The organism is Paeniglutamicibacter sp. NPDC012692, assembly GCF_042901625.1.
GTDB lineage: Bacteria > Actinomycetota > Actinomycetes > Actinomycetales > Micrococcaceae > Paeniglutamicibacter.
The window spans coordinates 105,259-129,159 of record NZ_JBIBDE010000005.1 but is presented as its reverse complement, the minus strand read 5'-3'; the positions used below and the strand labels follow the sequence as shown (position 1 = coordinate 129,159).

Below are 23,901 nucleotides of genomic sequence, written 5' to 3'. Positions count from 1 at the left end.
GTGGAATACCGCACTATCCGACTCACCGCCATTGGCGACGAACTCCTGGCCGGCCATGGGGATCCCCGGGCCCTGGGCTGGTACGGGCGCGTATTGGCACGAACCACCAGCAACGAGGTGCGCATCGAGAGCTACACGCTCGCGGCACCCGGCGAGGGGTCCGAGGCGTTGAGCACCCGCTGGTTCGACGAGGCGTCGCGCCGCTTCGGCGAGAACGTCGACAACCGGCTGGTCGTCGCGCTCTCCGACCGCGACCTTGACCTGGGCCTTTCCACGGCGCGCAGCCGGTTGAACCTGGCGAACATCCTTGACTCGGCGTCCCAGATGAGTATCAAGGCGCTCGTCGTGGGCCCCGCCCCGGGCCTGGATCCCGAACGCAACCACCGACTGGCCGAGCTCTCCCACGTCTACGGGGACGTGGCCACGCGCCGGCGCCACCACTACGTGGACACCTTCACTCCCCTGCAGAACCACGCCCAGTGGCGCAGCGACCTCAACGCCAACGGCGGGCTGCCCGGCCAGGCTGGCTACGGGCTGATGGCGTGGCTGGTGCTGCACCGCGGCTGGTACTCCTGGCTGGGGCTTCCGGAGCCCGCGGCCGGCTGACGACCGTCGGCGCGCTTCGCGACGCCGCCGCGCACCGTGTCGCGGCCCACTTTGTCGATCGGGGCAGGTGTGTGAAAGACTGGCAAAAGTCCAAACATGGCCCAGATCACACAAGGGAGTCAGCAGATGAGCAAGCGTTCACGTAAGCGCAAGGACCGCAAGCGCGGCGGAGCCAACCACGGCAAGCGTCCAAACAGCTAATTCGCCGCTCGCCGCCCGCACCGCCGGGTGGCGTGAAGCAAAAAGTTGGTCCCCCTACTCCGGAGTTCCGGAGTAGGGGGACCAACTTTTTTGTGCCTGCGGCGAGGGCCGTCCGTGCTTGATGCGCCGGCTGTGGACCTAGCCGTGCCCGATTTCGACGCGGATCTCGCTGATCCGGGAAATGATCTTCGACTTCAATGTCTCAGGCGCGATTTCCTGGCAGCTGCGGCGCACCACCGAACGGATGATGCACTCCAGGTCGTATTCCTCGGCACATTCGGTGCAGTGTTCCAGGTGGGCCTTGACCTCCGAGAGGTCCTGCAGCGACAAGGCGCCATCGAGGTACTCGTAGAGGCGAACGATGCGCTTGTCGTCGCAATCGCCCAGTGAATAGCAGTCGCCCATTACTTCTTCTCCGCTCCGGGCTTGGCCGCCCCTTGGGTCTTTGGTGGCTGGCCGCCGCCACGCTCGTGGGCGTAGTCGGCCAGCAATTCTCGCAATTGTTTACGTCCGCGGTGCAACCGTGACATCACGGTGCCGATCGGCACACCGAGGATTTCCGCCGCCTCCTTGTAGGGGAAGCCCTCCACGTCGACGAAGTACACTGCCAGCCGGAATTCCTCCGCGATGGCCTGCAACGCGTTCTTCACGTCGGAATCCGGGAGGTGGTCAAGCGCCTCGACCTCGGCCGAGCGCAGCCCCGTGGGGGTGTGTTCGGCGGCCTGTGCCATCTGCCAGTCCTCGACGGTGTCGGTGCTGGTGCGCAGCGGTTCGCGCTGCCGCTTGCGGTACAGGTTGATGTACGTGTTGGTCAGGATCCGGTACAGCCAGGCCTTCAGGTTGGTCCCGGGCTTGTACTGGTGGAACGCCGAATACGCCTTGGTGTAGGCCTCCTGGACCAGGTCCTCCGCGTCGGAGGGGTTCCGTGCCATGCGCATGGCGGCCGAATACAGCTGGTCGACATATTGCAGGGCATCGCGTTCGAAGCGCTCGCGGCGCTGTGCTTCGGTCTCATTGGCTGCCGGTACGGTGTCGGTGCCCTGGATATCTTCGGTCATCACGGCCCAGTCTACGCGTAGCGGCGCCACTGCAGCACTCGGGGCAGCGGCCTCTAGCACAACCATATGTTCCTCCACCTGTTGGCAACCATAGACGCCGGTAGGTCGCATTCTGCCCCCGCGCCCCAACGGCGTGGCACGCGTGGACAGACACAACATCCGGTATAGGGGTAACACCGGGCGGCCCCGCGCTATTCCGGCCCGTGCAGGTTCACACCGCCCATCCGCCTCCAGCTCCCCCGGCGCACCGCGCGAACGGCTAGGATTGAGGGCAGGCACTGCGCCCGGGCCACGGCTCAGGTTCCGCGGCACGCCCGCGTTTTACCCCGCGGTCTTCCACCGCACACCCGATCCCCCTGGCCGGGGCCCGTCCCGGCCACACGTTCACCACCGGAGGCAGCCGATGAGCATGCAGAACACCGTTGATCAGTTATGGGACGCCCCGCACCCGGGCACGCCAGTGAACGGCACGGTTGTCGTGCCCGCATCCAAGTCGCTGACCAACCGTTATCTGCTGCTCGCGGCCCTCGCCGACGGCACCTCGCGGATCCGCAACGCCCTGGCCTCCCGCGACTCCGACCTGATGATCGCGGCGCTGCGCGCGATCGGCGCGGACATCGAGGTCCTGCCGCAGGCCGACGGCACGATCGACCTGCTGGTCACCCCGCTGGCCCCGGCCGGCGAAACGGCCGGCGCCGGCTCCGCGCCGGAGAACGTCGCCATCGACTGCGGGTTGGCCGGAACCGTGATGCGCTTCGTGCCGCCGCTGGCGGCCCTGGTGCGCGGGGAGTTCTCCTTCGACGGGGATCCCCACGCACGGCTGCGCCCCATGGCGCCCATCGTTGCCGCCCTGAAGGACCTGGGCGTGCAGGTGGCCGAACACGGCGCGGACGGCATGCTGCCGTTCACGGTCACCGGCACCGGGGCCCTGGCCGGCGGGAGCATCGTGGTCGACGGGACCAGCTCCTCCCAGTTCATCAGCGCGCTGCTGCTGATCGGCGCCCGCACGACGAACGGGCTGGAAATCACCGCCGCCCCCGGCCCGATCGCCAGCCCGGACCACATCGAAATGACGGTGCAGACCCTCGGCGAGCTCGGCGTCACTGTCACCCGGCCCGACGCGCGCAGCTGGAAGGTCGAACCCGGGGCCATCGGCGCCTTCGACAGGGTCATGGAGCCGGACCTCTCCAACGCCGGCCCGTTCCTGGCCGCCGCCCTGGTCACCGCCGGCACCGTCCGCATCCCGCACTGGCCGGCCGCCACCACGCAGGTCGGCGACCGCTGGCGCGAGATCCTCGGCGCCATGGGCGCCAAGGTCCGCCACCTGGCCGACGGCACGCTGGAGGTCACCGGACCCGCGGAGATCAGCGGCATCGACTTCGCCGACGCCTCCGAGCTCGCCCCCACGCTGGCCGCGCTCTGCGCCCTGGCCACCGGCCCCTCGCGGCTGACCGGCATCGCGCACCTGCGCGGGCACGAGACCGACCGGCTGGCGGCGCTGGCCACCGAGATCAACAACCTCGGCGGCAAGGTCACCGAGCTCGAGGACGGGCTGCTGATCGAACCGGCCCAACTGCACGGCGGGGACTTCGGCACCTACGCCGACCACCGCATGGCGACCGCCGGCGCCATCATCGGCCTGGCCGTGCCGGGCGTGCGCGTGGTCGACATCGCCACCACCGCCAAGACCATGCCCGACTTCCCCGCACTCTGGATGACGCTGGCCACCAGCGGAAAGGCCGCACACTAAGCACATGGCACGCAACACTGAGGACTGGGAAGACTTCACGGTCCGCACCCGCCCGAACAAGAAGGGCACCCGCCCGCGCACCAAGGACCGCCCCGCGTACGAGGAGGCGGTGATCGGCCGCATCATCACCGTGGACCGCGGGCGCTACACCGCGATCCTGGACGAGGACACCCCGGACGAGCGCATCGTGATCGCAGCCCGCGCCCGCGAGCTGCGCCGCAACCCCGTGGTGCCCGGCGACTTCGTCGCCCTGGTCGGCGACACCACCGGCGAGCCGGACACGCTCGCCCGGCTGGTGCGCATCGAGGAACGCTCGACGCTGCTGCGCCGCAGCGCCGACGACACCGACCCGGTGGAGCGCGTGGTCGTCGCCAACGTCGACCAGCTGGTCATCGTGGTCGCCGCGGCCAACCCGGAGCCGCGCACCGGATTCATCGACCGCGCCGTGGTCGCCGCGTTCGACGCCGGCATCCGCCCACTGCTCTGCGTGACCAAGGCCGACGTCCGCGACCCGGAGCCGTTCCTGGAGAACTACCGGCACCTGGACATCGACATCGTCATCTCCCGCACCACCGCGCAGGACGCCACCGGCATCGACGCGCGAAGCGCCGACGGGCTCTCCGCGCGCCTGGCCGGCACCCCCGTGGAGATGCTGCGCGAGCACCTCGCCGGCAAGGTCTCGGTGGTCATCGGGCACTCGGGCGTGGGCAAGTCGACGCTCGTGAACGCGCTCACCGGCGCCGAGCGCGCCACCGGCAACGTCAACGCCGTCACCGGCCGCGGCCGCCACACCTCGTCGTCCGCTCTTGCTTTGCGCGTGGACGACGCCCCGGAGGGCACCTGGATCATCGACACCCCCGGCATCCGCTCCTTCGGGCTGGCGCTGGTGGACCCGGAGAACATCCTCAAGGCGTTCGACGACCTGGAGCCGATCGCCGCGGACTGCGAACGCGGCTGCACGCACAAGGCCTCCGAGCCGCACTGCGCGCTCGATGCCTGGGTCGCCTCCGGCGAGGCGGGACCCATCGGCACCGCCCGGCTCGATTCCTTCCGCCGCCTGCTCGGCCAGGACGAGACCACCGAGGCCAAGGAGCTGGGCTCCTTCTAGCCGGCCCGGCATCCTACCGGGCCCGACGCGGACCTGACACGGATCGGCCGCCGCGGGCCCGGGTGGGATAGGTTTAACAGCATGAACTCCGATGTGATGACGTACAACGACGACCTGCGCCTGGCCCACGTGATTGCGGACTCGGTCGACTCGTTGACCCTCTCCCGCTTCAAGGCCGTGGACCTGGTGGTGGAGACCAAGCCGGACCTCACCCCGGTCTCCGACGCGGACAAGGCCGCCGAGGAAGCAATCCGCTCGCACCTGGCCCGCGCGCGGCCGCGCGACGCCGTCACCGGCGAGGAATTCGGCACCACCGGCAAGTCCAACCGCCACTGGGTGATCGACCCGATCGACGGCACCAAGAACTTCGTGCGCGGCGTCCCGGTCTGGGCCACGCTGATCGCACTCATCGAGGACGGGGAGCCGGTCGTCGGGCTGGTTTCCGCCCCGGCGCTGGGCCGCCGCTGGTGGGCCGCGAAGAACATGGGAGCCTACACCGGCAAGTCGATGGCGGCCGCCCACAGGCTGCAGGTCTCCTCGGTCTCCAGGCTGGAGGACGCCTCGCTGTCCTACTCCTCGCTCTCGGGCTGGAAGGAGCGCGGGCAGCGGGAGAACTTCATCGAGCTGACCGACGCGCTCTGGCGCACCCGCGCCTACGGGGACTTCTGGTCCTACTGCATGGTCGCCGAGGGCGCCGTGGACCTGGCCGCCGAGCCCGAGCTGAACCTCTACGACATGGCCGCCCTGGTGCCGATCGTGCGCGAGGCCGGCGGGCGCTTCACCTCGGTGGAGGGCGTCGAGGGCTGCGACGGCGGCAACGCGGTCGCCAGCAACGGCCTGCTGCACGATGCGGCGCTGGAAATCCTGAACGCCGGCCGCTGATGCCGCTCCCGCACCCCCTGCCGCTGACCGCCAGCGAGGAAAACTACCTCAAGGCGCTGCATGCGCTCACCGAGTGGGAAAACGACCCCGTGACCACCGGGAACATCGCCGCGCAGCTGGGCGTCGCGCCCGCCTCGGCGACCTCCATGGTGGCCAAGCTCGCCGGCAAGGAGCTGGTGGTCCACCCGCGCTACGGCGCCATCGAGTTCACCCCCGCCGGGCGCCTTGCCGCGCTCTCGGTGGTGCGCCGGCACCGGCTCATCGAGACGTTCCTGCTCAACGAGCTCGGCTACTCCTGGGACGAGGTGCACAACGAGGCCGAACAGCTCGAGCACACGGTCTCGGACCGCTTCATCGAGGCACTCGCGGCGCGGCTCGGCCACCCGGCCGCGGACCCGCACGGGGACCCCATCCCGGGGCCCGACGGCACCGTGGTGATGCCGCCGGCCATCCGGCTTGACCGCTACCTCCATCCCGATGCCGGCGAAGTCACCGCAGCCGGCCCCGGGGCGCCCACGTGGGCGATCGTGAGCCGGATCAGCGACGAGGACCCCGCGTGGTTGCGCCGCTGCACCGAGCTCGGCATCGCCCCCGGCGCCGTGATCGAGCTGCCGCATCCGGAACTCAGCGACATCGACGCCACCATGTTGTGGGTCCTGCCGGCCGAGTAGCGCTCGTGGGCCGCTGGCCCCACAAGTCGTGGCGGCCCCGCGGTAATTTCCAGCGCGAATTTCTAGCGCGCGGCGCGGCGCCCGGAGCCCTTCGACTTCCGACGGCGCTTCGCGGCCGCGGCATTTCCGACGGAATCCTGGCCGCGCGCCAGCAGCGTCAGCACGATGCTGACTGCCGTGAGCGCGCCCATGGCGATCGCCAGCGCCGGATGCCCGGCAACCACCAGCAGCACGGTCCCCGCAGCGAAGAGCGCGTGGCTCAGCAACGCATGCGGCACGGGGGAAACCCTGAAGCGCGCCTTCGGGGACATGAACAGGCCCCAGAAGACCATCAGCGGGATCACCGTGACCAGCACGGCGACCACCGGAGCCAGCGACAGCGCACCCAGGGCCCACAGCGCGCCGGCGCCGAGCAACGCGACCTCCAGCACAAACGAGACGCCCATCAGTGCCGCGACCGCCACGGCGTGCACGTCGGCCTTCGCCCGGGCCTCGGCCGGGGCAGCCACCCGCACGTCAGCAACCTCAGGGACTTCGGTCGCCGCCGGAGTCGCCGCCGGAGCCGCCGCCGAAGCCGCCGCCGGGGCCTTCGCGCCGGCCGGCTCGGCAGCCTCGACAGCCTCGACAGGCGCCGCCGCTACCGCAGGTTCGTCGGAGGGCGCCGGCTCGCCGGTCGAGACGGTGTCCCGTCCGGTTGCAACGTCTTCGGCCGTCGGCATGAACGCGTCCGGCGCAGACCGTCCGACGGGTTCCGCTGCGGCCGGTTCGTCGGCTTCGGTGACAAGGGGAACATCGGTCAGTTCGGCGGCGGCGGGAACGCGACCTACCGACATCCCGAGCTGCTTACCGTCCCCGGTGACCGACGACTGCTCCGGCACGGAAGCCGCGGCCCGATCCGCCACCAGCTCCGCCTGCCGTGGCGCATCACTGTTGTCCCGCACCGCGGGAGCAGGCTTCGCGCCCTGAACACCCTTGTCTCCCGGAACGGCGTCGTCTCCGTGAACATCATTGGCCCCGGGAACGGAGTGGCCCGGCAGTGCGACCTTCGTGGGAGCGGGTTGCACAGGCACGACGACGGTTTCCGGCGCAGCGGCTCTCGGGGCGGGCGTCTTCGCCGGTGCCGGTTTTCCTGGCTTCGCCTCCGACGTGGTGCCCTGCGGCTTGCCCGCAACGGGTCGCGGTGCGGCCGGTCCGACCGTCGATTCGCGGCCGATGCCCGCCTTGACCGTCGGCAGGACACGGTGCGGCTTCATCATGGCCGGCGTGGGCCTCACGACCGACGTCGCGAGCCCGCCTGCGGCGAGATCCGACTGGGAACCTGCACCCTTGCCGGCACCCGGCGCGGCGGCAATCCCGGCACCCGGCTTCGGGCCGACGGCAGGCTTGGGCGCCTCCCCGGATCCGGTCTTCACAACGCGCATGACCGTTTCCACCGGCTTGCCCGGCTTCGAAGCGACCTTCGGCCCGGGCTTCGGCGCCGGCTTTGCCTGTATCTGTGTCTGTGCGTGTGTCTGTGTCTTGGCAGCTTGCTGCGGCCCCGGTTTCGGGACTGTCATTTTCTCCGTGGCAGGGCGTGCAACATCGCCTCGGGCACCTGCGACACCGGAATTCTCCGCTGGTTTCCCGTTACTGGACGCTGGTTGCTTCTGCATGTGGTCTAACCTCACCAAAACTCGTCATTGCCCGGCCTTCGCCAAGCTCAACACTTACACCTCAAGTCTATGTCGACGCTCCCCGCGCCCCCAACGAGCCACCCGCCGTCCGGCCCCGACAGCCCGCCGGGGACGCGTTTTCCACATCGCGCAGCCAACCGCTTTCGGCACACACCGCGCTGGGCCCATGATCGTGGCATGAACACCGAGCAGTTCATCGATCATCTGGCCGAGGAGCGCGGAGAATCCGCGTCACCCGCCAGGCCCGGGCATGCAGGGGCGAGGTCCGACCGGGTGCGCGCCCTGCTCGCCGCGGAAGAGCTCTTCGTTGGCCTTGCCACGGACATCGCGGCCGACCACGGCTCCCCGACCATCGCCGCGTTGTTGGGCATGATCACCGAACGGGCCCACCGGCGCGTCGGATTCACCCAGATCCTTGCCGCGGACGCGGCACGTGCCGCCCTTGCCCATGAGCTGCCCGCCGGCACACTGAACCAGCTGCGCGGCATCGTCAGCGACCCGAGGGGTTTCCTCGCGGGCACGGAGGCATTGCCGGAGGACCCCCGCACGGTTCCCTCCGGCAGGCCACCGCACAAGGACACCCCCGAATTCCTTCAAAAAACCCTGGGCATCAACTTCTTCGAGGCCCGGGACCGCGTCCGGGCGGCCGACGCCCTGCTGCCGCACACCGACATCAACGGGATCCGTGAGCCCGCCCGATACCCCGGGATCGCCGGCGCACTCGGCAACGGCCGGCTCGGTGTGCGCGAGGCAATGCGGGCGGCCAAGAAACTCGACAGGCTGCGCCCCGCGATCACCCGGCAACCCCATGCAGCGCGCCTCGCCGCGGAGGTCGAGGCGCAAATCCTCGACTCGATGCTCACGCAGAACGAACAAAGCACCAACACGCTCGTCGACGCCATCGAACAAAAGCTGACGCAGACCCGCGAAGCCGAGCCCGGCAACGAGGAAATCCAAGCCAAGACCGGCATCTTCCTCACCCGGCGCACCACGCATTTCACCTACCTGAGCATCTGCGTACGCAATGCAGACGCGGAGCTGTTCTTCTCGCATTTTGCTCTGTCGGACAACCCACGCACCAACGCGGGCAATCGCAGGGCACTGGCCGACGACGCCTCCCGCAACGCCGTCCCGCGCTCCCCCGCGCCCGCTGGCAACGACGGCCCGGCAGGGTCCGCCGATGGGGCCGAGACAGGCTTGACTGCCACACGGGACCAGGCACCACGGATTCCCGAATGGGCGGTCGCGCCCGGCACTCCGATCGAAGAGCGTCCGGTGACCGCCTACACGGACCTTGGCAGGGTCATTGCCCACAGTGGGCACCAATCCAACGATGCCGTACCCGGTATCGCCCCGCCCGGCGATCCGAACCGCGGCAACGGCGAACCCTTTCCTGGCTGGCTCAACAGCACCGACCCGGGTGCGGACGGACTCACCCCGCCCATGCGGCACCTTCAAACGCTGCTCAACATCATGAGGTCGGCCGGCGGCGCCGACTCGCCGGGCAAGACCGGGTTGCCCAGATCCACCATGGTTGTTTACTGCCAGCTCACAACGCTGCTCGGCCTGGCCGAGGACGCGGGCCTGACCCAGCACGGGATTCCCGTTTCGCCGGGCGATCTGCGCCGTACGCTCTGCGAAGCGGAGGTGATCCCCATGGTCCTCAACGGCCAGAGCCAGATCCTGGACCTCGGACGCGCCGAAAGGTACTTCCCCGACTACATGCGCCAAGCCATCCTGGCCCGGGACGGCGGATGCATCGTTCCCGGGTGCACGGTCCCTCCGGAGCACTGCGAGATCCACCACCTCAAACCATGGTCGGAGGGCGGGCTGACCCGTTTGGAAGACGGGGTTCCGCATTGCAGCTCGCATCATCATGCCATCCATGCGGGCCAAGTCAAGGATGTCCACGACGATGACGGCTTGCCTGCAGTGATTCTGGCCGAGTACATCGACCCCGAGCAAAAGCCGCGGCGCAACACCTACTGGGGACAGCAGGCCCAGACCCAGAGACCACTTTTCTGAGTCGGAGCGGCACCGCTGGAGAAACACGCCCTCGATACCGCGAACAATTCGCGCTGCAGGTACCAGCCGGCAACCGTCGTACAGGGCACGGGTCGGGTCCGGCAGAACTAAAGATCTGGATATCGCCGCAAGTTAAACAAATCCGGCTCCGGAATCACGTGGATTCCGGAGCCGGTAATTGTGGAGATGGGGAGAATTGAACTCCCGTCCGATGTGGTGTTGCCAGGTCTTCTCCGGGCGCAGTTTGCAGTGGAATTTCTCTGCTCCAGCCGTCACGCAAACAAGCGGCTGATCCGAGCACAGTTACCTAAATTATGCAGGTCGTTCCGGTAACGCTAACTTCCCGCAGTGGCTATCTAAATGACGCTAGGATCAGGGGCGATAGCATCCCCTGGCTAACGGACTGGTCTGGCTGCTTAGGCAGCGAGAGCGAAGTCAGTGCGCTTTGAGTCGGCACTTATTGTTTTGCAAAGAGCGTTTACGAGATAACTTTGCATCCTCGGCCCGCTTCACATGTCGCGACTCACACCGTCGAAACCGATCATCCCCGTATTTTGTTGTCAACGAACGACTTGCGCCGTTCCAACTCCACGGTTTTATCCGTGGATACCTAGTCTAACGCACAAATGCGTTACGTCTATTCCCGATTTTACTCGCGGTTTCCCCGATTGCGTTCGCGCATGGTGCGCAACGCCTCGCGGTTGTCCTGCTTCTCCCGCAGGCTCTGGCGCTTGTCGTATTCCTTCTTGCCGCGGGCCACCCCGATTTCGATCTTGGCGCGCCCATTCTTGAAGTACAAGCTCAGGGGAACGATCGTCAAACCCGACTCGGAGATCTTTCGTTCGATCTTCGTCAGTTCCTGGCGGTGCAGCAGCAGTTTCCGACGGCGGCGTGCCGCATGGTTAGTCCAGGAACCGTTGAGGTACTCGGGGATGTACACGTTCTCGATGTACAACTCGTCACGGTAGAACTGGCCAAACCCGTCAACAAGCGATGCCTTGCCTTCGCGAAGCGACTTTACCTCGGTGCCGCTGAGCACCATTCCGGCTTCAAAGGTATCGAGGATTTCATAGTCATGCCGGGCCTTGCGATTGCTCGCAATGATCCGTTCCTCCGGGTCTTTCTTAGCCACGTCGGCAGCTCCTCTCCACATAAGGCTTCACAGTTCAGCGAAATTACAGTTTACCGCTAGAGAAGTCCCAATGGGTTCACGGCCGTGCCGTTGACGATGGTCTCGAAGTGCATGTGACAACCGGTGGAGTTGCCCGTGGTGCCGACATAGCCAATGACCTGCCCCTGCTTGACATGCTGCCCGTTTCTGACGTTCAGACTCTGCATGTGGTGGTAGTTCGTTGCGAGGGCCTTGCCTCGAATCACGCCATGGCTGATCGTAACCTTGTTGCCCGAAGTTCCGCCCCATCCGGCGAACCAAACTTCGCCGTCAGCCGCAGCCCGCACCGGCGCACCGCACTGGCCACCGAAACCCCAGTCCACACCTGCATGCACGTAACCGCCACGCCCACCATAATCAATGGTCCCCGCGGGAGTTGGACGCCACCCGAAGCTCGAAGTCTGACGGCCTCCGCTAACGGGCTTGATCAAACCCCAAGAGCTGCGCTCGGCTTCGGGAACTTGGGCCTTGGGCGGAACGTACTGCGGTTTCACATACTTGTTCGGCTTTTTGGCGGCTGCCGCCTCTTTCCTGGCTTTTTCCGCCCGAGCGGCTTCCTCACGTTCCCACTTGGCCTTGGCCTCGGCAATCCGCTGGCGTTCGGCTTCCTCGGCCTTGCGCTTCTTCTCCGCGGCCTCCCGGATAATGCGATCCTGGCGTTCCTTGAGGGCCGCATTGTTCTGGGCCTGGGCGGATTCCTCCGCCTTCAGCTTTTCCTGGATCTGAGGACGCTTGGCCAACAATTCGGCACTCAGCGATTCCGTCTTCGAAATGATTCCATCAAGTTCAAGCTTCTTGGATTCAGCTTCATTGCGCGCGACTTCTTCTCGGGCCAATGCCGCGTCGGCCTGCGCCTTGAAATCGGAAATCTCTTTTTCGACGGCAGCAAGGCGCAATTTAGCGTTCGCGTCCGTTGCCGATTGCTGGCTCAGGGAATCCAGGGCAGCATTCTGGGAACGCATTGCCTGATCCGCCAGGTCCATACCGGTCGCAAGATTGCCTGATGAACTCACGTTGAGCATCAAGGTCAAGTCCGAGGAAACGCCGCCGCGCTTGTAAGCCTGGGTGGCGATCTGGCCGATGACCTTCCTGGTGTCCTCGAGCTTGGCCTTGTCCTCTGCCATTTTCACGTTCAGTTGGTCACGCGTTTCACGCGCAGCCTGGAGCCTGCGCTCAAGATCGGCGACCTCATCGGAAGCACGCTGCACGCGCCCCTGGGCATCAGCCAGTGCCAGGCGGGCACTCGGCAACTGGGCCTGATAGCCCCGAAGCTCCGCATCGGCAGCCTTGATGTCGGCGTCAAGGAACTCCATGTCTTCCGACAGGTCGTCGATGTTCTGCTGGATCTCTACTTTGCGATCGTCGAGCTCATCAGAGTGTGCACCGACCCCGCCAGAGACCAGCAGCGCAGCTGAAATCGCGCCCACTACTCCTGCACGTGCGACCCGAAACCATACTGCTTTGGCCAACATAAGTTTCCTTTGTCCCGGTAGATTCTTAGTGACAAACATGAAAATACGACGCACTAAACCTTCAAGTAGCGCCGCAAGGTTACGATCGACGATACACCAGCCAAAACGACGCCGAGTAGGATCAACGCCGGTGCGACCATGAATACCTCGCCGGTGGAGATGAAAGCCGTATCCGGATATTCCTTGGCAAGCTTGCCGTCAATGAAGAACTTGGCCATGCCCCACAGCACGCCGGATGCCATGAGCGCACCCACCAGGCCGGCGATAACGCCCTCCACCACAAAGGGCAGCTGGATCGAGGCCTTCGACGCGCCAACCAAACGCATGATCCCCGTTTCACGCCGCCGCGTGAACGCGGACAGCCTGATCGTGGTTCCCACCAAAAGCACCGCACAAACGATCATGACGCTGGCAATGCCGATGGCCACGACCGAAGCGATATTGATGATCGAGAAGATTTTTTCAAGAAGGTCGCGCTGATCGATCACGACGTCAACGCCCTTCATGGATGAGAAGAGCTCGTTGATCACGTCATATTTTTCAGGGTCGACCAGGGAGACACGGAATGATTCCGGAAGCTGGTCTGCAGTGACGGTGTCTACGATGGCGGAGTTTTCAAACTGCTGACGGAAGTGCGCCAGTGCTTGTTCCTTGGATTCATGTTCGAAGCTGGCCACGTACGGTTTGACCGCGGCCGATTCGAGCATGGCCTGGATGTCGCTGCGCTGTGCGTCGGTCACTGCACCGTCTGCACAGGTGGCCGACCCGTAGTCTTCGCCGCAGAGGAAGACAGCGACCTGGACCTTGTCGTACCAGTAGCCCTTCATCTGGGTGATCTGCATCTGCAGGAGGGCTGCGGCACCCACGAAGGTCAATGAAACAAACGTGACCAGCACGACGGAAATCACCATGGAAAGGTTGCGACGCAGGCCGTAGCCTACTTCGCCAAGAATAAATCCGAGCCTCATGGCATGTCATCCTCTGTGTCGAACGGGGCGAAGGCTTGGCTGCTGGGTGCGCCCTTGCTCAGCTCGCCGGGTCCGGCAACGCGCAATTCGCGCGTGCCGTCCTGGTTGATCACCGGGATCATCGACGTGTATTCACCGGCCGTCTCGTCACGCAGGATCTTGCCTGCGGAAAGCTCGATCACGCGGCGGCGCATCGAGTTAACGATGCCGTCATCGTGTGTGGCCATCAGGACCGTGGTGCCGTTTTGGTTGATGCGGTCCAGGACATTCATGATGCCGACGCTGGTCGCCGGGTCCAGGTTGCCGGTTGGCTCATCGGCCAACAAGATCGCCGGCTTGTTGGCAATGGCACGTGCAATGGCGACGCGCTGCTGCTCGCCGCCGGAGAGCTCATTCGGCTTGCGCTTTTCCTTGCCCTCGAGGCCCACCATTTTCAGGACCTCGGGTACGTGCTCGCGAATGGAATTCCGGTTCTCGCCGATGACCTGCATGGCAAAGGCAACGTTGTCGAAAACGTTCTTCTGCGGAAGTAGCCGGAAATCCTGGAATACGACGCCGATGCCGCGGCGCAGCTTGGGCACGCGCCAGGAAGGAATGCGCGCCACATTCTGCCCGGCGACGTGGACCGAACCGCTGGTTGCGACAAGTTCCCTCAGCACCAGGCTCAGGAAGGTGGACTTACCGGATCCCGAAGCGCCGACTAGGAACGCAAAGTCGCCACGATCGATCTCGATACTGATGTTGTCCAAACCTGGACGTGACTTCTGGTCGTAGACCATAGTGACGTTTTCGAATCTAATCATCACAGCTCTGCCCGTCGGACCGCCGGCAGAAGGATCCAGGGAACGGGACTTTTGTTTTATAGGGAGATTCAAGGCCAGCCCTTGCACTCTATCGGCACCGCAACGACTGCACGGCGCTCATGGCAGGCGTGTCCCGAAACTGTGAATCTCCTCGCAGGACGCTCCGAACCAAATCATGTCGGCTGTCCGGCCACTTCACGGTCCGCGAAGATCACCCGCGTCGCTACCGCCCCGAACTGCGGCTGAATGCAAAGAAGCCCTCGTCGATACGGATATCAACGAGGGCTTCGCGCAGGAAGGCACGCTCCTCCGGGTGGTGCCTAGGCAACCGGACGGCGCTGGGTTGCACGCCATCGGATGCCGGCATCGATGAAATCGTCGATTTCCCCGTCAAACACGGCTGAGGTGTTGCCGACCTCGTGCTCGGTGCGGAGGTCCTTGACCATTTGGTACGGGTTCAACACGTAGGAGCGCATCTGGTCGCCCCACGACGCCTTCACGTCGCCGGCCATTTCCTTCTTCTGGGCGTCCTGCTCCGCCTTCTTCACCAGCATCAACCGGGACTGCAGCACGCGAAGGGCCGCGGCACGGTTCTGGATCTGCGACTTTTCGTTCTGCATCGACACCACTATGCCCGTGGGGATGTGGGTCATGCGCACCGCGGAGTCGGTGGTATTCACCGACTGGCCGCCGGGGCCGGAGGAACGGAACACATCGACGCGGATCTCGTTTTCCGGGATCTCGATGGAGTCCGTTTGCTCGATCAGCGGGATGACCTCGACCGCGGCGAACGAGGTCTGGCGACGCCCCTGGTTGTCGAAGGGGGAAATGCGCACCAATCGGTGGGTGCCGGCCTCGACGGAAAGGGTGCCGAAGGCATAAGGCGCGTTGACCTCGAAGGTCGCGGACTTCAGCCCTGCTTCTTCGGCATAGGAGGTGTCCATGACGCGGGTCGAGTAGCCGTGCTTCTCGGCCCAGCGCAGGTACATGCGCATGAGCATTTCGGCGAAGTCGGCGGCATCCACGCCGCCGGCGCCGGCGCGGATCGTCACAACGGCCTCGCGCGAATCGAATTCGCCCGACAGCAGGGTGACGACCTCGAGGTCGGCGAGGGCCTTGCGCACCGACTTGAGTTCGTCTTCCGCCTCGCGCAGCGAATCCTCGTCGGCCTCCATCTCGGCGAGCTCGACGAGCACCTCGAGGTCGTCGATGCGGGTGGCAAGGGTGGTCAGCCGCTCGAGTTCGGACTGGCGGTGCGAAAGCTTGGAGGTCACGACCTGGGCGGCGGCCGGGTTGTCCCAGAGATTCGGCACACCGGCCTCCTCGGAGAGCATCTCGATGTCGGCACGAATGCGCGGAACATCGGACACCTCTTCGATCGAGGCGTAGGTGGAGCGCAGTGCGCGGATTTCTGCGGGGAAGTCAGTTGAAGCCATGGTGGTTCCAGCCTACGACATTTGCGGGCCATCTCTTGGCGGACGACGGGTTATTTCCGACCTGCGCGTGTTCGGCTCGCCCCGTGGACGAACTTGGCCGGGGAACGCCGGCTACCTGGAGAGCAGGGTCCGTGCCTTGGATTCCACGGAGATGCCCACGCCGGCGGGCACCACCCAGCCGACGATCGGCGGGTGGACCACCGCCCCGAGCCGCAGCTGCGCCGTCACTCCGTCGCCCTGGACACCGGCCGACACAATGCGCAGATCGACGAAATCAGCGGCGGCGCCGATGTCATCGAGGTACTTTGCCGCGGCCGACCTGACCTCGGCCGGGTCCAGGTGAAGTGTCGCATCGGACTGCCCCGTGGCGTCGAGCTCGAAGTTGTCCGCCGCCGCGGCGACTGCCCCGTCGGCGACCGACAACAGCTTCCGGGCCTGGACGTTGACGGCTGTGGCGGCCAGCACGACGCTGATCGTGAGCAGCGCAAGGGCGATCATGCCGATGATCAGGATGATCGATTGCCCGGCCTCGGCGTCCGCCGTCCCCGGGGTGGGGACGCGGGCGCGGATGCTGCCGTTCCGGCTGCGACCGTGACTGCGGCTCGGGGTGCGGCTGCCGGTGGCGTCGCGGCGGCGGCAACCCGGGCTACCCATACCGGTCCACCCGGTGGGTGGTGCTTGAGCTGATCTGGCCCGTACGCCAGTTCCAGCCCTGCGGCAGCAACGGCAGCACCGTGTCGATCGAGACGCGCACCGTGACGGTGCTGCCCGGCGAGAGGCAAGCCCCGTTGCAGCTGTAGCTGAAGTTCGCCCGGCCCCGGTCGATGCCCATGTTTGCCGCAGCGCGGTCCACCGCATCGGCCACACGGTCGCCGGCCTGGTCCTCGGATTCGGCCGTGACGAAGACCTTGGCCCCGTGGTCGGCCGCCCCCACCGCCGCATAGGTCGCCGACTGGAGCTGCGCGGCCCCGATCACCAGGTAGACCAGCGGCACCATCAGCAGCACCACCAGGAAAATGAACTCGATCACCGCCGATCCGGCTTCGCGGTCGCCTGCCGGTGCCGGTGCCGGTGCCGAGTCGATGGTGCGGGTCCCGGTGTTTGTCCCGGTGCCGGTGCCGAAGCGCTGAAGCTCCGGGGCACGGACGCGCCGCCTACCCATAACGCACCGATTCCCCGTGCACCACGAACTCGCCGAAGCCCTGGATCATGCCGATCAACGGGATTTTGGCCCGCACGGTGATCACCAGCCCCGGACGGCCGCCGATCTCCACGGACTGGGCCTGGACGTCGCCGGCGAATCCGCCGTTCAGCGCACCCGAGATCAGTTCCCGGGTGCGCTGCACCCCGTCGGTGGGACCCCGGTCGGCCAGTGTGCCGTATCGGGCGCCGCTGGCGGCGGCATCCATCAGGGTGTTTCGCACGTGCAGCGCAAGCGCCAGTTGCAGCACCCCGATGAACACGGCGATGAGCAAGGCGCTGACCATGACGAACTCGGCGACCGCGGACCCCCTCTGGCCGTTGCTTCTGCCGTTGATGGTGCCGGTGTCCGAGGCCTCGGCGGTGGCGCGAGGGCACGGGGATCCCGCACTATGGGCGATCATGGGTCGCGCCGGTGGCATGGCGCGGCGCTGTGGCATGGCGCGGCGCTGTGGCATGGCGCGGTACGGTGACATCGCGTGCAACGGGGACATGGTGCGTGGCGCCGCCCTAGCCCAGGCCCGCGACGTTGTCGATCGCCTGGTTGAACAGGTCCTGCAGCCGCGGGCCCGCAATGGCAAGCAACGCGGCAACCAGCAGCGCGCTCATGAGCGTGATCATGACCCAGCCGGGAACCTTGAATGACTTATTTCCGTTAGACTTCTTCATATGGTCAAGGTAGCGGCAATCTACGCCAGAATCTCTAGGGACAAGAAACTTCATACGGAGGACGAGGGAGCCTCTGTTGCCTCCCAAATCAAGGCCTGTCAGGAGTTCATCGCCTCGAAGGGCTGGACTCAGGGCGAGGTCTACCAAGACAACTCCATTAGCGCCACGTCAGGGGCCGAACGACCGGCGTTCGAGCGCCTCCTCACAGATGCTCCCCCGCTTGTCGTTGCGTTCAAGCAAGACCGTCTCAGCCGTGACGTGATGGACACCCTCCGCATCAAGGCCGCTGGGATCACCGGCCACATGTGCGACGGCGGCAAGCTGGACTTCTCATCCTCAGACGCTGGCATGATCACCATGTTCCGATCTGTCATCGATGCCGCCGAGGGCGAGAAGAAGTCGGAACGCCAGAAGCTGGCCAACCAGCGCATCGCCGATTCGGGCCAGTACCGGGGTTCGATCCGTCCGTTCGGCCAAGAGCGCTCCGGGGATTGGGTGCCGGGAGAGGCCGAAGCCGTTGTCGAAGCCGCCGAAAAACTGGTCTCAGGCGAGTGGTCCTTCTATCGGGTCTCCGAAGTGTGGAACCTCCAAGGCCTCAAGACGCCGCAGACTGGTAAGCAAGGCGGCAAGCAGTGGACCAGCGGCACCGTCCGGAACTACTTCACCCGGCCTCGGCTCTATGGAGTTCAGGACTACGAAGGCAAGCTGTATCCCCTCAAGAACTGGAAACCGTTGCTCACCGAAGACCAGTTCAACGCAATTCAGGTGAAGATCGAGAGCCAACGAACAGGCAAGCGGTCCACGAGCATCACACGCCACGACGTTCGGCTCCTGACCGGAATAGTCTCGTGCGCGGAATGCTCGCGAGGGATGAATGCGGGCCAACGTGGTGGCGCTGGCTCGACTCGCTGTTACAAGTGCCCCACCACCAAGCACGTGACGATGGTGGCCGAGCCACTTGAGCGTGCGATCAGCACCCACGCCTTGGAGCTTCTCGGCCAGCACAAGGAAATTCGGACCCAGCAGGAGGGCACCACCCGCCGCCTAGCCGAGATCGAAGGGGAACGACTACGCCTCAACACGGAACACGACGAATGGATTACGGAAGCAGTAGAGGCAGGGCTCAGGCCAAACGTGATCGCAGCCAAGGAAGCCCGCTACGAGAAAAGCATTTCCGAGTTGGACGACGAACGGCTGACCCTGAAACAAGACCAAACGGTCAGCATTTTCGAAGGCTACAACCTCGAAGGTTGGGAGGCCTCCCCCACCGCCATGCGCCGGGATCTACTGACTTCCGTATTCAAGAAGATCGAAATCAGCCGAGGCAAGCAAGGCCAGCGGTTCAACCCGGATGTGATCAGCTACGAGTACACCCCACTGGGCCGGAGGCTCTACGACGATTGGGCAGAGGCCAACACGGTGAATCCGTGGAAGCTCAAAGAAGGGTCCGCATCCTCCCGAGAACCCGTCGAAAGCCGCATCCAGCGGATCAAGGCGAACAAGACCACCCTTGAAGACTGGATCGGCAACGCGCCCCAGCCGAAGGCATAGGCCACGGGAGTCGCCACCGGGTTCGCCCTTGCGCCTCCCCTACACTGCGCCCAAGACCGGAAGTGTCTCGCTCTCTCACGGAAGCGGGGCCTTCTGGGCACCGGGAATAAACCAACGCCCTCTGGTGTTGTACAACGCGGAGCCACACAGACTCCACTCACCCGAACTGCTTGACGAGCCGGGATAGTAACACGCCCTGCACGTGGGTCAAAATTCTGTGGTACAATGGATATACGAGCCGCTCCGATGCGCTTGACCGAATTACTTCTCTCTGACAGAACTTTTCATTCGGTCATCTATTTCCCGGAGACTCCATCCCCCCTCGGTGGCCATTCATGGTTCCTTTTGCCTGACCTTTCAGCGCCCAAAAGACCCGGCCACCATTCTTTTCCTAACTTATAGATCCTGAGGTCTATTTCCGCATCCCTAGAAATGGAGTCCAAAATGCATACCCGTCAGCGCGAACCTCGCGGTGCGATGTCCACCGCCCGCTACCGATTGACCTGTGCTCAACTACGCGTCGAAAGGCTCAAGGCCCGCCTCGCCGAGGACATGAACCTCATTGCGTCGCTCACCGAAACCATCAAGAACCTAGACGAGGACCACTGATGACCACACTCCTACTGGCACTGGCCACGGTGTCCGTCCTACTCGAATTCATTTCCACCCAGCGCCAGCTCAGAACAGCTCGGCACCAAATCCATGAAGTCAACGAATATCTCACGAAAGGAACTGCACGATGACCAACAGCAATGAAGTAACCACCTACCCTTGGGGCAAGATCCCCGGATTCAACAGCCTCGACTACTCAGCCGAGGAGAACATTGCCTACTACCGGATCGATCTAGGCCGACAACCCCAAGGTTGGTCGGAGCTTGATGACCTGATCCGCGAAGCCGCTGGCCCTGATTCACGTTGTGTGGGCATGAGCAACGCCAGGTGGAAGTATCTGCCGGTCGAGGCGTGGGAACGTGTCTACGAGGCACTGGTGGCCGCTGGTGTGGCACACCGAGTCGAAATCAGCATTCCGGAATAGAGGACTAGATAAACGCTTGCGCTTGCGTAATTTGAAGTTCATTGATAGACTCGACCTTCCGAAATTCACCAACAGAAAGAGAAGTGCCCCTGACAGAAACCCTACTGAACCAAAATCACGTAGCGGAAGCCGAAATCGGCTCCCGTTTTTTGCTTAACAAGAAGAATGAAAGAAGGAAACAGTGAACGTAGATATAAAGACCCTAGACAAGCTAGAGGGCGTTGGCTCGGGTGAGCCTATTGCCTCGGCATGGACCACCTACGAATGGCAGGAAGCGTTGGGGCTAAAAGGCAACAAGAGCTTCTGGCGAGAGCTTGAACCGGGCCTAGGACTTTACCGGATTGACAAGGGCAAGCAGCTCGACGGCTGGTGGACGATGGACAATATTATTCGGGTCCTTAACGGCGGCCAGCCGGGGTTTGGCGGTAGCGCTTCGCGGCATTGGAACCGACTGGACCACAAGGTTTTGCAGCAGGCAAAGGCTCTTTTCCGCATGATGGGCCTAGACCACCGCTTGGAACTTTGCGAGAACCCGGACTACTTCCCTGAAGACCACGCCCACAACGAAAAGTTCGACATTCAGGAAACGCTCAAGAGCTAGCAGTATCAAAATCTGAAGTGCAACCCCCTAAGAAGGAAATTTCTCAGATGAGCACCACCGTCGCTATGACATCCACCAAATTCATCGGCCCGCCCCACAGGGGCGGGCCACCGTAACCCAAAGGAGTTTTATTTATGACCAAGCTTTGCCTCACGACCAACTTCACCGGTTCCAGCGAGCCGGACCTACACTTCCTCGTATTGGATCAGTCCGACGCAAAATCTCTCGCTGATCTCGGGTTCAGCGCCCACGCCCTCGGGATGGACGGCAAGCCGATCACCGACTGGACCACCGGGAAGGGCGTGGCCGAACACGAACTGGCCGGGGTTCTCAATGGCCGATCCCACCTGATTCTCCTACTCCCCCGCTACGTCCATGAGAACGCCAAGGTCAAGAAACTGGCCATCGCACTCGGTGATTTCTCCCGCAACGTCGGAGCCACCTTCTACAACCCGCCCATCGAGGCAGGGTCTCCCGTGGCCGATCTGATCGAGCACTACGGCACGAGCTTGTTTGCAACCCTCGCTGCACAGGGCCACCTCAAGGTATCGTCCGACGCTGTCGAGGAAACCACCGGCGGCTTCGCATCCGACGACGACCCGGCCACCGTGCTATTCGGCCTTGTTGCCGACAACTTCACCCTTGCCCGTACCGCTGATCGGGAACGTCTGTTCGTTCTGCCGAACGAGAAGGCCAAGCTCGGAGCACGTGCCTACGAAGTAGGAAGCTCAGAACTCAAGCATTGGATGACCCGCACCTACTTCCAAGCCACCAAGAGAGTTGTGCCCAACGGCGCTGTTGGCTCGGTCGAAGCCACCATCGAAGGCATGTGTTCCGCCTCGAACTACGTCTACAAGCTGGCCAGCCGGACCTTCCAAGACGTATCCGGCGACATCTGGATTGACCTCGGGACCGACAACAACAACGCGGTACTCATCAAGGATGGCGACTGGACCCTCCAGTCATCCCTTCCATACAGCACCGGAACCGCGTTCCTCCGCAACGAGGCAGTCCTGCCGATTGGCACGCCGAACACGGTAAGGCTGACGGACACCCGAACACAGCTCGAAACCCACTTGCTTCCATACGTGAATGCATCCCACGAGGACTGGCCGCTGGTGGTGGCGTGGATGGTCAACCACCTGATCCCGAGCCACGACAGCCCGATCCTGATGCTGCTGGCCACCGCTGGTTCCGGCAAGAGCACCGCGACATCGGCAGTGAAGTTCGCCGTTGAAGGCGGTCTCGAAATGGACCGCGTCAGCACGTTCAAGGACAATGAAGACGATGTCATGGTGGCAATGTCCAAGGCACAGGTCACAATGTTCGACAACGTCTCCAAGGTCTCTGCCGAGCTGTCCGACCGCCTGTGTCAGGTGGTCTACGGGACGACGCACCAGAAGCGAAAGCTCCGCACCGACTCCGAGGTCATCACCCTCAATGTGAAGTCCAGCCTCATCCTGAACGGCATCGAGACCGGGCACCTCCGTGGAGACCTGAAGAGTCGCATGGTTCCAATTAACCTGAACTCCGGTCTGCTCGCCCAGATGGGTGGCCGGGAACTGAAGACCAAGATCGTTGACGCGCACCCAAGCATCTACGGTTCCATGCTGACCCTCGTGGCAAACGTCCTGCCTCTACTGGATCAAGCCCCGGCCTTCGCGTCCGAAGGATCACAGGGACTGCGCATGCAGGATTACGCCCGAGTCCTTTGGGCGCTTGACCACCTCTGGGGAACGAAGGGCCTCAGCACGTACGTCACCGCGCTCAACGGCATGTCTGAGGACTTGCTGGACGATCCGTTCCTTCTGGCAGTTGCTTCCCTCGTGCGCCAACACGGGTCGTACAACTCCGAGGATGGGTCCTACACGGGCTTGATCGGGACCAAGGAGATGCTTACTCGGTACCAAGCTTCAACGATGTCCGAGCGCATACAGGACGCGCTAGGCAACCGGCCAACGATCAACGCACAGGGCATTGGTGGCAAGCTCACCCGAGCTGAGAACGAATGGTCCCGCTTGGGCGTGAAGATCAAGAAGGAGTCGCGCACCACGATTCGTGGCGAACAGCAAGTGACATACTGGTTCCGTATCGACAATCAAGGTCTGATGGATCAGGCAGCACGGGTTTCGGTGGGTGTGTAATGACGACACCTAGCAACGCATACATCTACGTTCCGCTCGCTGGCCCCATCCAGCTCCACGTCAGCAACGGCGGGAAGTGGGTTCGTCCGTGGCTTACCGACAACCTGAACCTTCGAAAGCTGGACAACCAGAAGGTCAACGACGCTCTGTGCTGGAACATCCCACGCGCGAAGCTCCAACGGTTGGTCACGCTGATCAAGGAGACGGCCAGCCACGCTGAGGTTCTCCGTGACCAGAAGCCTTCTAAGCGGAAGTGCGACACGCGATGCACGGGAGCCAAGGGCGTGAATTGCGCCTGTGAATGCAACGGCGAACACCACGCACTCGGTTCCGCGTCGATCCCGATCTATGAAGGTTGGGCACATGTGGGAGAATCGACCCTGATCGAGAACGACAAGCCGCTCATCCGGGTTCTTCTTCGGCTGGAGACCAAGGTCCACGAGACAGCCGCAGAGTGATCCTCAAGATAGTAGGGACCATCCGAAAGGGTGGTCCCTGTTGTTTTGGGTCCCGGTTGCACAGAGCTGTGCATTTTCGGCACAGAGAATTTTTCCTCCGCAACCCCTTTTACAACCCTATCTACCCCTCTACTTCCCTTTATATACAACACTTTTACTACTATTAGTATCTATCTATATCTATCTACTTGCACACTTGCAGAGGACATGGCGGCAACACCCATACGGTCACAGAAGAAGAAACCAGAAAAAATGTTCTTACGGCCCTTTGGTGGAACGGGCCAGACCTCTGCAAGCGCAGGTTGAAGGCTCGAAAGTCGATCTAGGCCCGGAATCTCGGGGTTTTTGGCATGAACCGATGCGCAAGCGCACTGTGCATGTACGGTCGACTCCTCGGAAGCGCCGCCCCTCCCACGCC

The 23,901-nt window shown here is 63.9% G+C and carries 25 protein-coding genes and 1 other RNA gene; 13 read left to right on the top strand and 13 right to left on the bottom strand.

The genetic code is table 11. The annotated features are described in order from the left end of the window. Nucleotides 1–606, top strand: a complete 606-nt coding sequence (locus ACFY5D_RS16860; RefSeq protein WP_387532406.1) for a GDSL-type esterase/lipase family protein — start codon at nucleotides 1–3, stop codon at nucleotides 604–606. Between the two features lie 126 nt (nucleotides 607–732). Further along, nucleotides 733–807, top strand: a complete 75-nt coding sequence (locus tag ACFY5D_RS16855; RefSeq protein WP_374954809.1) for a 50S ribosomal protein bL37 — start codon at nucleotides 733–735, stop codon at nucleotides 805–807. A 138-nt stretch (nucleotides 808–945) separates the two neighbouring features. On the opposite strand, the gene rsrA is transcribed toward ACFY5D_RS16855, so the two are convergent. Together rsrA and ACFY5D_RS16845 are read right to left on the bottom strand one after the other, a co-directional pair. Beyond that, a complete protein-coding gene (gene rsrA, locus ACFY5D_RS16850) occupies nucleotides 946–1,212 on the bottom strand; it encodes a mycothiol system anti-sigma-R factor (RefSeq protein ID WP_387532403.1) in 267 nt (88 codons plus the stop codon). Continuing rightward, nucleotides 1,212–1,931, bottom strand: a complete 720-nt coding sequence (locus ACFY5D_RS16845) for a sigma-70 family RNA polymerase sigma factor (RefSeq protein ID WP_387532400.1) — start codon at nucleotides 1,929–1,931, stop codon at nucleotides 1,212–1,214. The genes rsrA and ACFY5D_RS16845 overlap by 1 nt, the downstream gene beginning before the upstream one ends. A 337-nt stretch (nucleotides 1,932–2,268) precedes the next feature. Here ACFY5D_RS16845 and aroA point away from each other — a divergent pair, with 337 nt between their 5' ends. From aroA to ACFY5D_RS16825, 4 genes are all read left to right on the top strand, one after another. Further along, on the top strand, nucleotides 2,269–3,615 hold the full coding sequence (gene aroA / locus ACFY5D_RS16840; RefSeq protein WP_387532397.1) for a 3-phosphoshikimate 1-carboxyvinyltransferase: 1,347 nt from the start codon (nucleotides 2,269–2,271) through the stop codon (nucleotides 3,613–3,615). Between the two features lie 4 nt (nucleotides 3,616–3,619). Beyond that, nucleotides 3,620–4,723 carry a ribosome small subunit-dependent GTPase A gene (gene rsgA / locus ACFY5D_RS16835; RefSeq protein ID WP_387532394.1) on the top strand — a complete coding sequence of 368 codons (1,104 nt, stop codon included), beginning with the start codon at nucleotides 3,620–3,622 and terminating at the stop codon, nucleotides 4,721–4,723. 81 nt (nucleotides 4,724–4,804) lie between these two features. Beyond that, nucleotides 4,805–5,605 (top strand): histidinol-phosphatase, encoded by an 801-nt coding sequence (hisN, locus tag ACFY5D_RS16830; protein WP_387532391.1) that lies wholly within the window; start codon nucleotides 4,805–4,807, stop codon nucleotides 5,603–5,605. Then, a complete protein-coding gene (locus tag ACFY5D_RS16825; protein WP_387532388.1) occupies nucleotides 5,605–6,276 on the top strand; it encodes a metal-dependent transcriptional regulator in 672 nt (223 codons plus the stop codon). Before hisN ends, ACFY5D_RS16825 begins: the two co-directional genes overlap by 1 nt. A gap of 62 nt (nucleotides 6,277–6,338) precedes the next feature. Here the strand turns inward: ACFY5D_RS16825 and ACFY5D_RS16820 are convergent, their stop codons facing one another. After that, nucleotides 6,339–7,697 carry a DUF2568 domain-containing protein gene (locus ACFY5D_RS16820; RefSeq protein WP_387532385.1) on the bottom strand — a complete coding sequence of 453 codons (1,359 nt, stop codon included), beginning with the start codon at nucleotides 7,695–7,697 and terminating at the stop codon, nucleotides 6,339–6,341. Between the two features lie 429 nt (nucleotides 7,698–8,126). Here ACFY5D_RS16820 and ACFY5D_RS16815 point away from each other — a divergent pair, with 429 nt between their 5' ends. Continuing rightward, nucleotides 8,127–9,974: an HNH endonuclease signature motif containing protein gene (locus tag ACFY5D_RS16815; protein WP_387532382.1), complete on the top strand. Its 1,848-nt coding sequence runs from the start codon at nucleotides 8,127–8,129 to the stop codon at nucleotides 9,972–9,974. A gap of 178 nt (nucleotides 9,975–10,152) precedes the next feature. Here the strand turns inward: ACFY5D_RS16815 and ssrA are convergent. The 10 genes from ssrA to ACFY5D_RS16765 form a co-directional block, all read right to left on the bottom strand. Then, nucleotides 10,153–10,523, bottom strand: a transfer-messenger RNA (tmRNA) gene (gene ssrA, locus ACFY5D_RS16810). Between the two features lie 100 nt (nucleotides 10,524–10,623). Then, entirely contained in the window at nucleotides 10,624–11,127 is a 504-nt protein-coding gene (smpB, locus tag ACFY5D_RS16805; RefSeq protein WP_387532379.1) for an SsrA-binding protein SmpB, read from the bottom strand. 35 nt (nucleotides 11,128–11,162) lie between these two features. Beyond that, nucleotides 11,163–12,572 (bottom strand): peptidoglycan DD-metalloendopeptidase family protein, encoded by a 1,410-nt coding sequence (locus tag ACFY5D_RS16800; RefSeq protein ID WP_387532376.1) that lies wholly within the window; start codon nucleotides 12,570–12,572, stop codon nucleotides 11,163–11,165. A 98-nt stretch (nucleotides 12,573–12,670) separates the two neighbouring features. After that, the gene (ftsX, locus tag ACFY5D_RS16795) at nucleotides 12,671–13,585 is read right to left on the bottom strand and encodes a permease-like cell division protein FtsX (RefSeq protein WP_387532373.1); all 915 of its coding nucleotides are present in this window, start codon (nucleotides 13,583–13,585) and stop codon (nucleotides 12,671–12,673) included. Next, the gene (ftsE, locus tag ACFY5D_RS16790) at nucleotides 13,582–14,388 is read right to left on the bottom strand and encodes a cell division ATP-binding protein FtsE (protein WP_387532370.1); all 807 of its coding nucleotides are present in this window, start codon (nucleotides 14,386–14,388) and stop codon (nucleotides 13,582–13,584) included. The genes ftsX and ftsE overlap by 4 nt, the downstream gene beginning before the upstream one ends. A gap of 320 nt (nucleotides 14,389–14,708) precedes the next feature. Beyond that, nucleotides 14,709–15,824, bottom strand: coding sequence for a peptide chain release factor 2 (prfB, locus tag ACFY5D_RS16785; RefSeq protein ID WP_387532367.1), 1,116 nt, complete (start codon nucleotides 15,822–15,824; stop codon nucleotides 14,709–14,711). A gap of 111 nt (nucleotides 15,825–15,935) precedes the next feature. Beyond that, the gene (locus ACFY5D_RS16780; RefSeq protein ID WP_387532365.1) at nucleotides 15,936–16,478 is read right to left on the bottom strand and encodes a hypothetical protein; all 543 of its coding nucleotides are present in this window, start codon (nucleotides 16,476–16,478) and stop codon (nucleotides 15,936–15,938) included. Further along, nucleotides 16,471–16,986, bottom strand: coding sequence for a hypothetical protein (locus tag ACFY5D_RS16775; RefSeq protein ID WP_387532362.1), 516 nt, complete (start codon nucleotides 16,984–16,986; stop codon nucleotides 16,471–16,473). The genes ACFY5D_RS16780 and ACFY5D_RS16775 overlap by 8 nt, the downstream gene beginning before the upstream one ends. Continuing rightward, entirely contained in the window at nucleotides 16,979–17,482 is a 504-nt protein-coding gene (locus tag ACFY5D_RS16770) for a TadE family protein (RefSeq protein WP_387532359.1), read from the bottom strand. Before ACFY5D_RS16770 ends, ACFY5D_RS16775 begins: the two co-directional genes overlap by 8 nt. Before the next feature lie 52 nt (nucleotides 17,483–17,534). After that, nucleotides 17,535–17,693, bottom strand: coding sequence for a hypothetical protein (locus ACFY5D_RS16765; protein WP_387532357.1), 159 nt, complete (start codon nucleotides 17,691–17,693; stop codon nucleotides 17,535–17,537). Here ACFY5D_RS16765 and ACFY5D_RS16760 point away from each other — a divergent pair, their 5' ends adjacent. From ACFY5D_RS16760 to ACFY5D_RS16735, 6 genes are all read left to right on the top strand, one after another. Beyond that, on the top strand, nucleotides 17,694–19,244 hold the full coding sequence (locus ACFY5D_RS16760; RefSeq protein ID WP_387532355.1) for a recombinase family protein: 1,551 nt from the start codon (nucleotides 17,694–17,696) through the stop codon (nucleotides 19,242–19,244). It begins immediately after the preceding gene. 444 nt (nucleotides 19,245–19,688) lie between these two features. Next, the gene (locus ACFY5D_RS16755) at nucleotides 19,689–19,853 is read left to right on the top strand and encodes a hypothetical protein (protein ID WP_387532352.1); all 165 of its coding nucleotides are present in this window, start codon (nucleotides 19,689–19,691) and stop codon (nucleotides 19,851–19,853) included. Between the two features lie 130 nt (nucleotides 19,854–19,983). Then, nucleotides 19,984–20,280 (top strand): hypothetical protein, encoded by a 297-nt coding sequence (locus ACFY5D_RS16750; protein WP_387532349.1) that lies wholly within the window; start codon nucleotides 19,984–19,986, stop codon nucleotides 20,278–20,280. A 181-nt stretch (nucleotides 20,281–20,461) separates the two neighbouring features. Beyond that, nucleotides 20,462–20,881 carry a hypothetical protein gene (locus tag ACFY5D_RS16745; RefSeq protein ID WP_387532346.1) on the top strand — a complete coding sequence of 140 codons (420 nt, stop codon included), beginning with the start codon at nucleotides 20,462–20,464 and terminating at the stop codon, nucleotides 20,879–20,881. A gap of 134 nt (nucleotides 20,882–21,015) precedes the next feature. Then, entirely contained in the window at nucleotides 21,016–23,025 is a 2,010-nt protein-coding gene (locus ACFY5D_RS16740; RefSeq protein WP_387532344.1) for a hypothetical protein, read from the top strand. Next, nucleotides 23,025–23,483, top strand: coding sequence for a hypothetical protein (locus ACFY5D_RS16735; protein WP_387532341.1), 459 nt, complete (start codon nucleotides 23,025–23,027; stop codon nucleotides 23,481–23,483). The genes ACFY5D_RS16740 and ACFY5D_RS16735 overlap by 1 nt, the downstream gene beginning before the upstream one ends. Nucleotides 23,484–23,901: the final 418 nt, after the last annotated feature.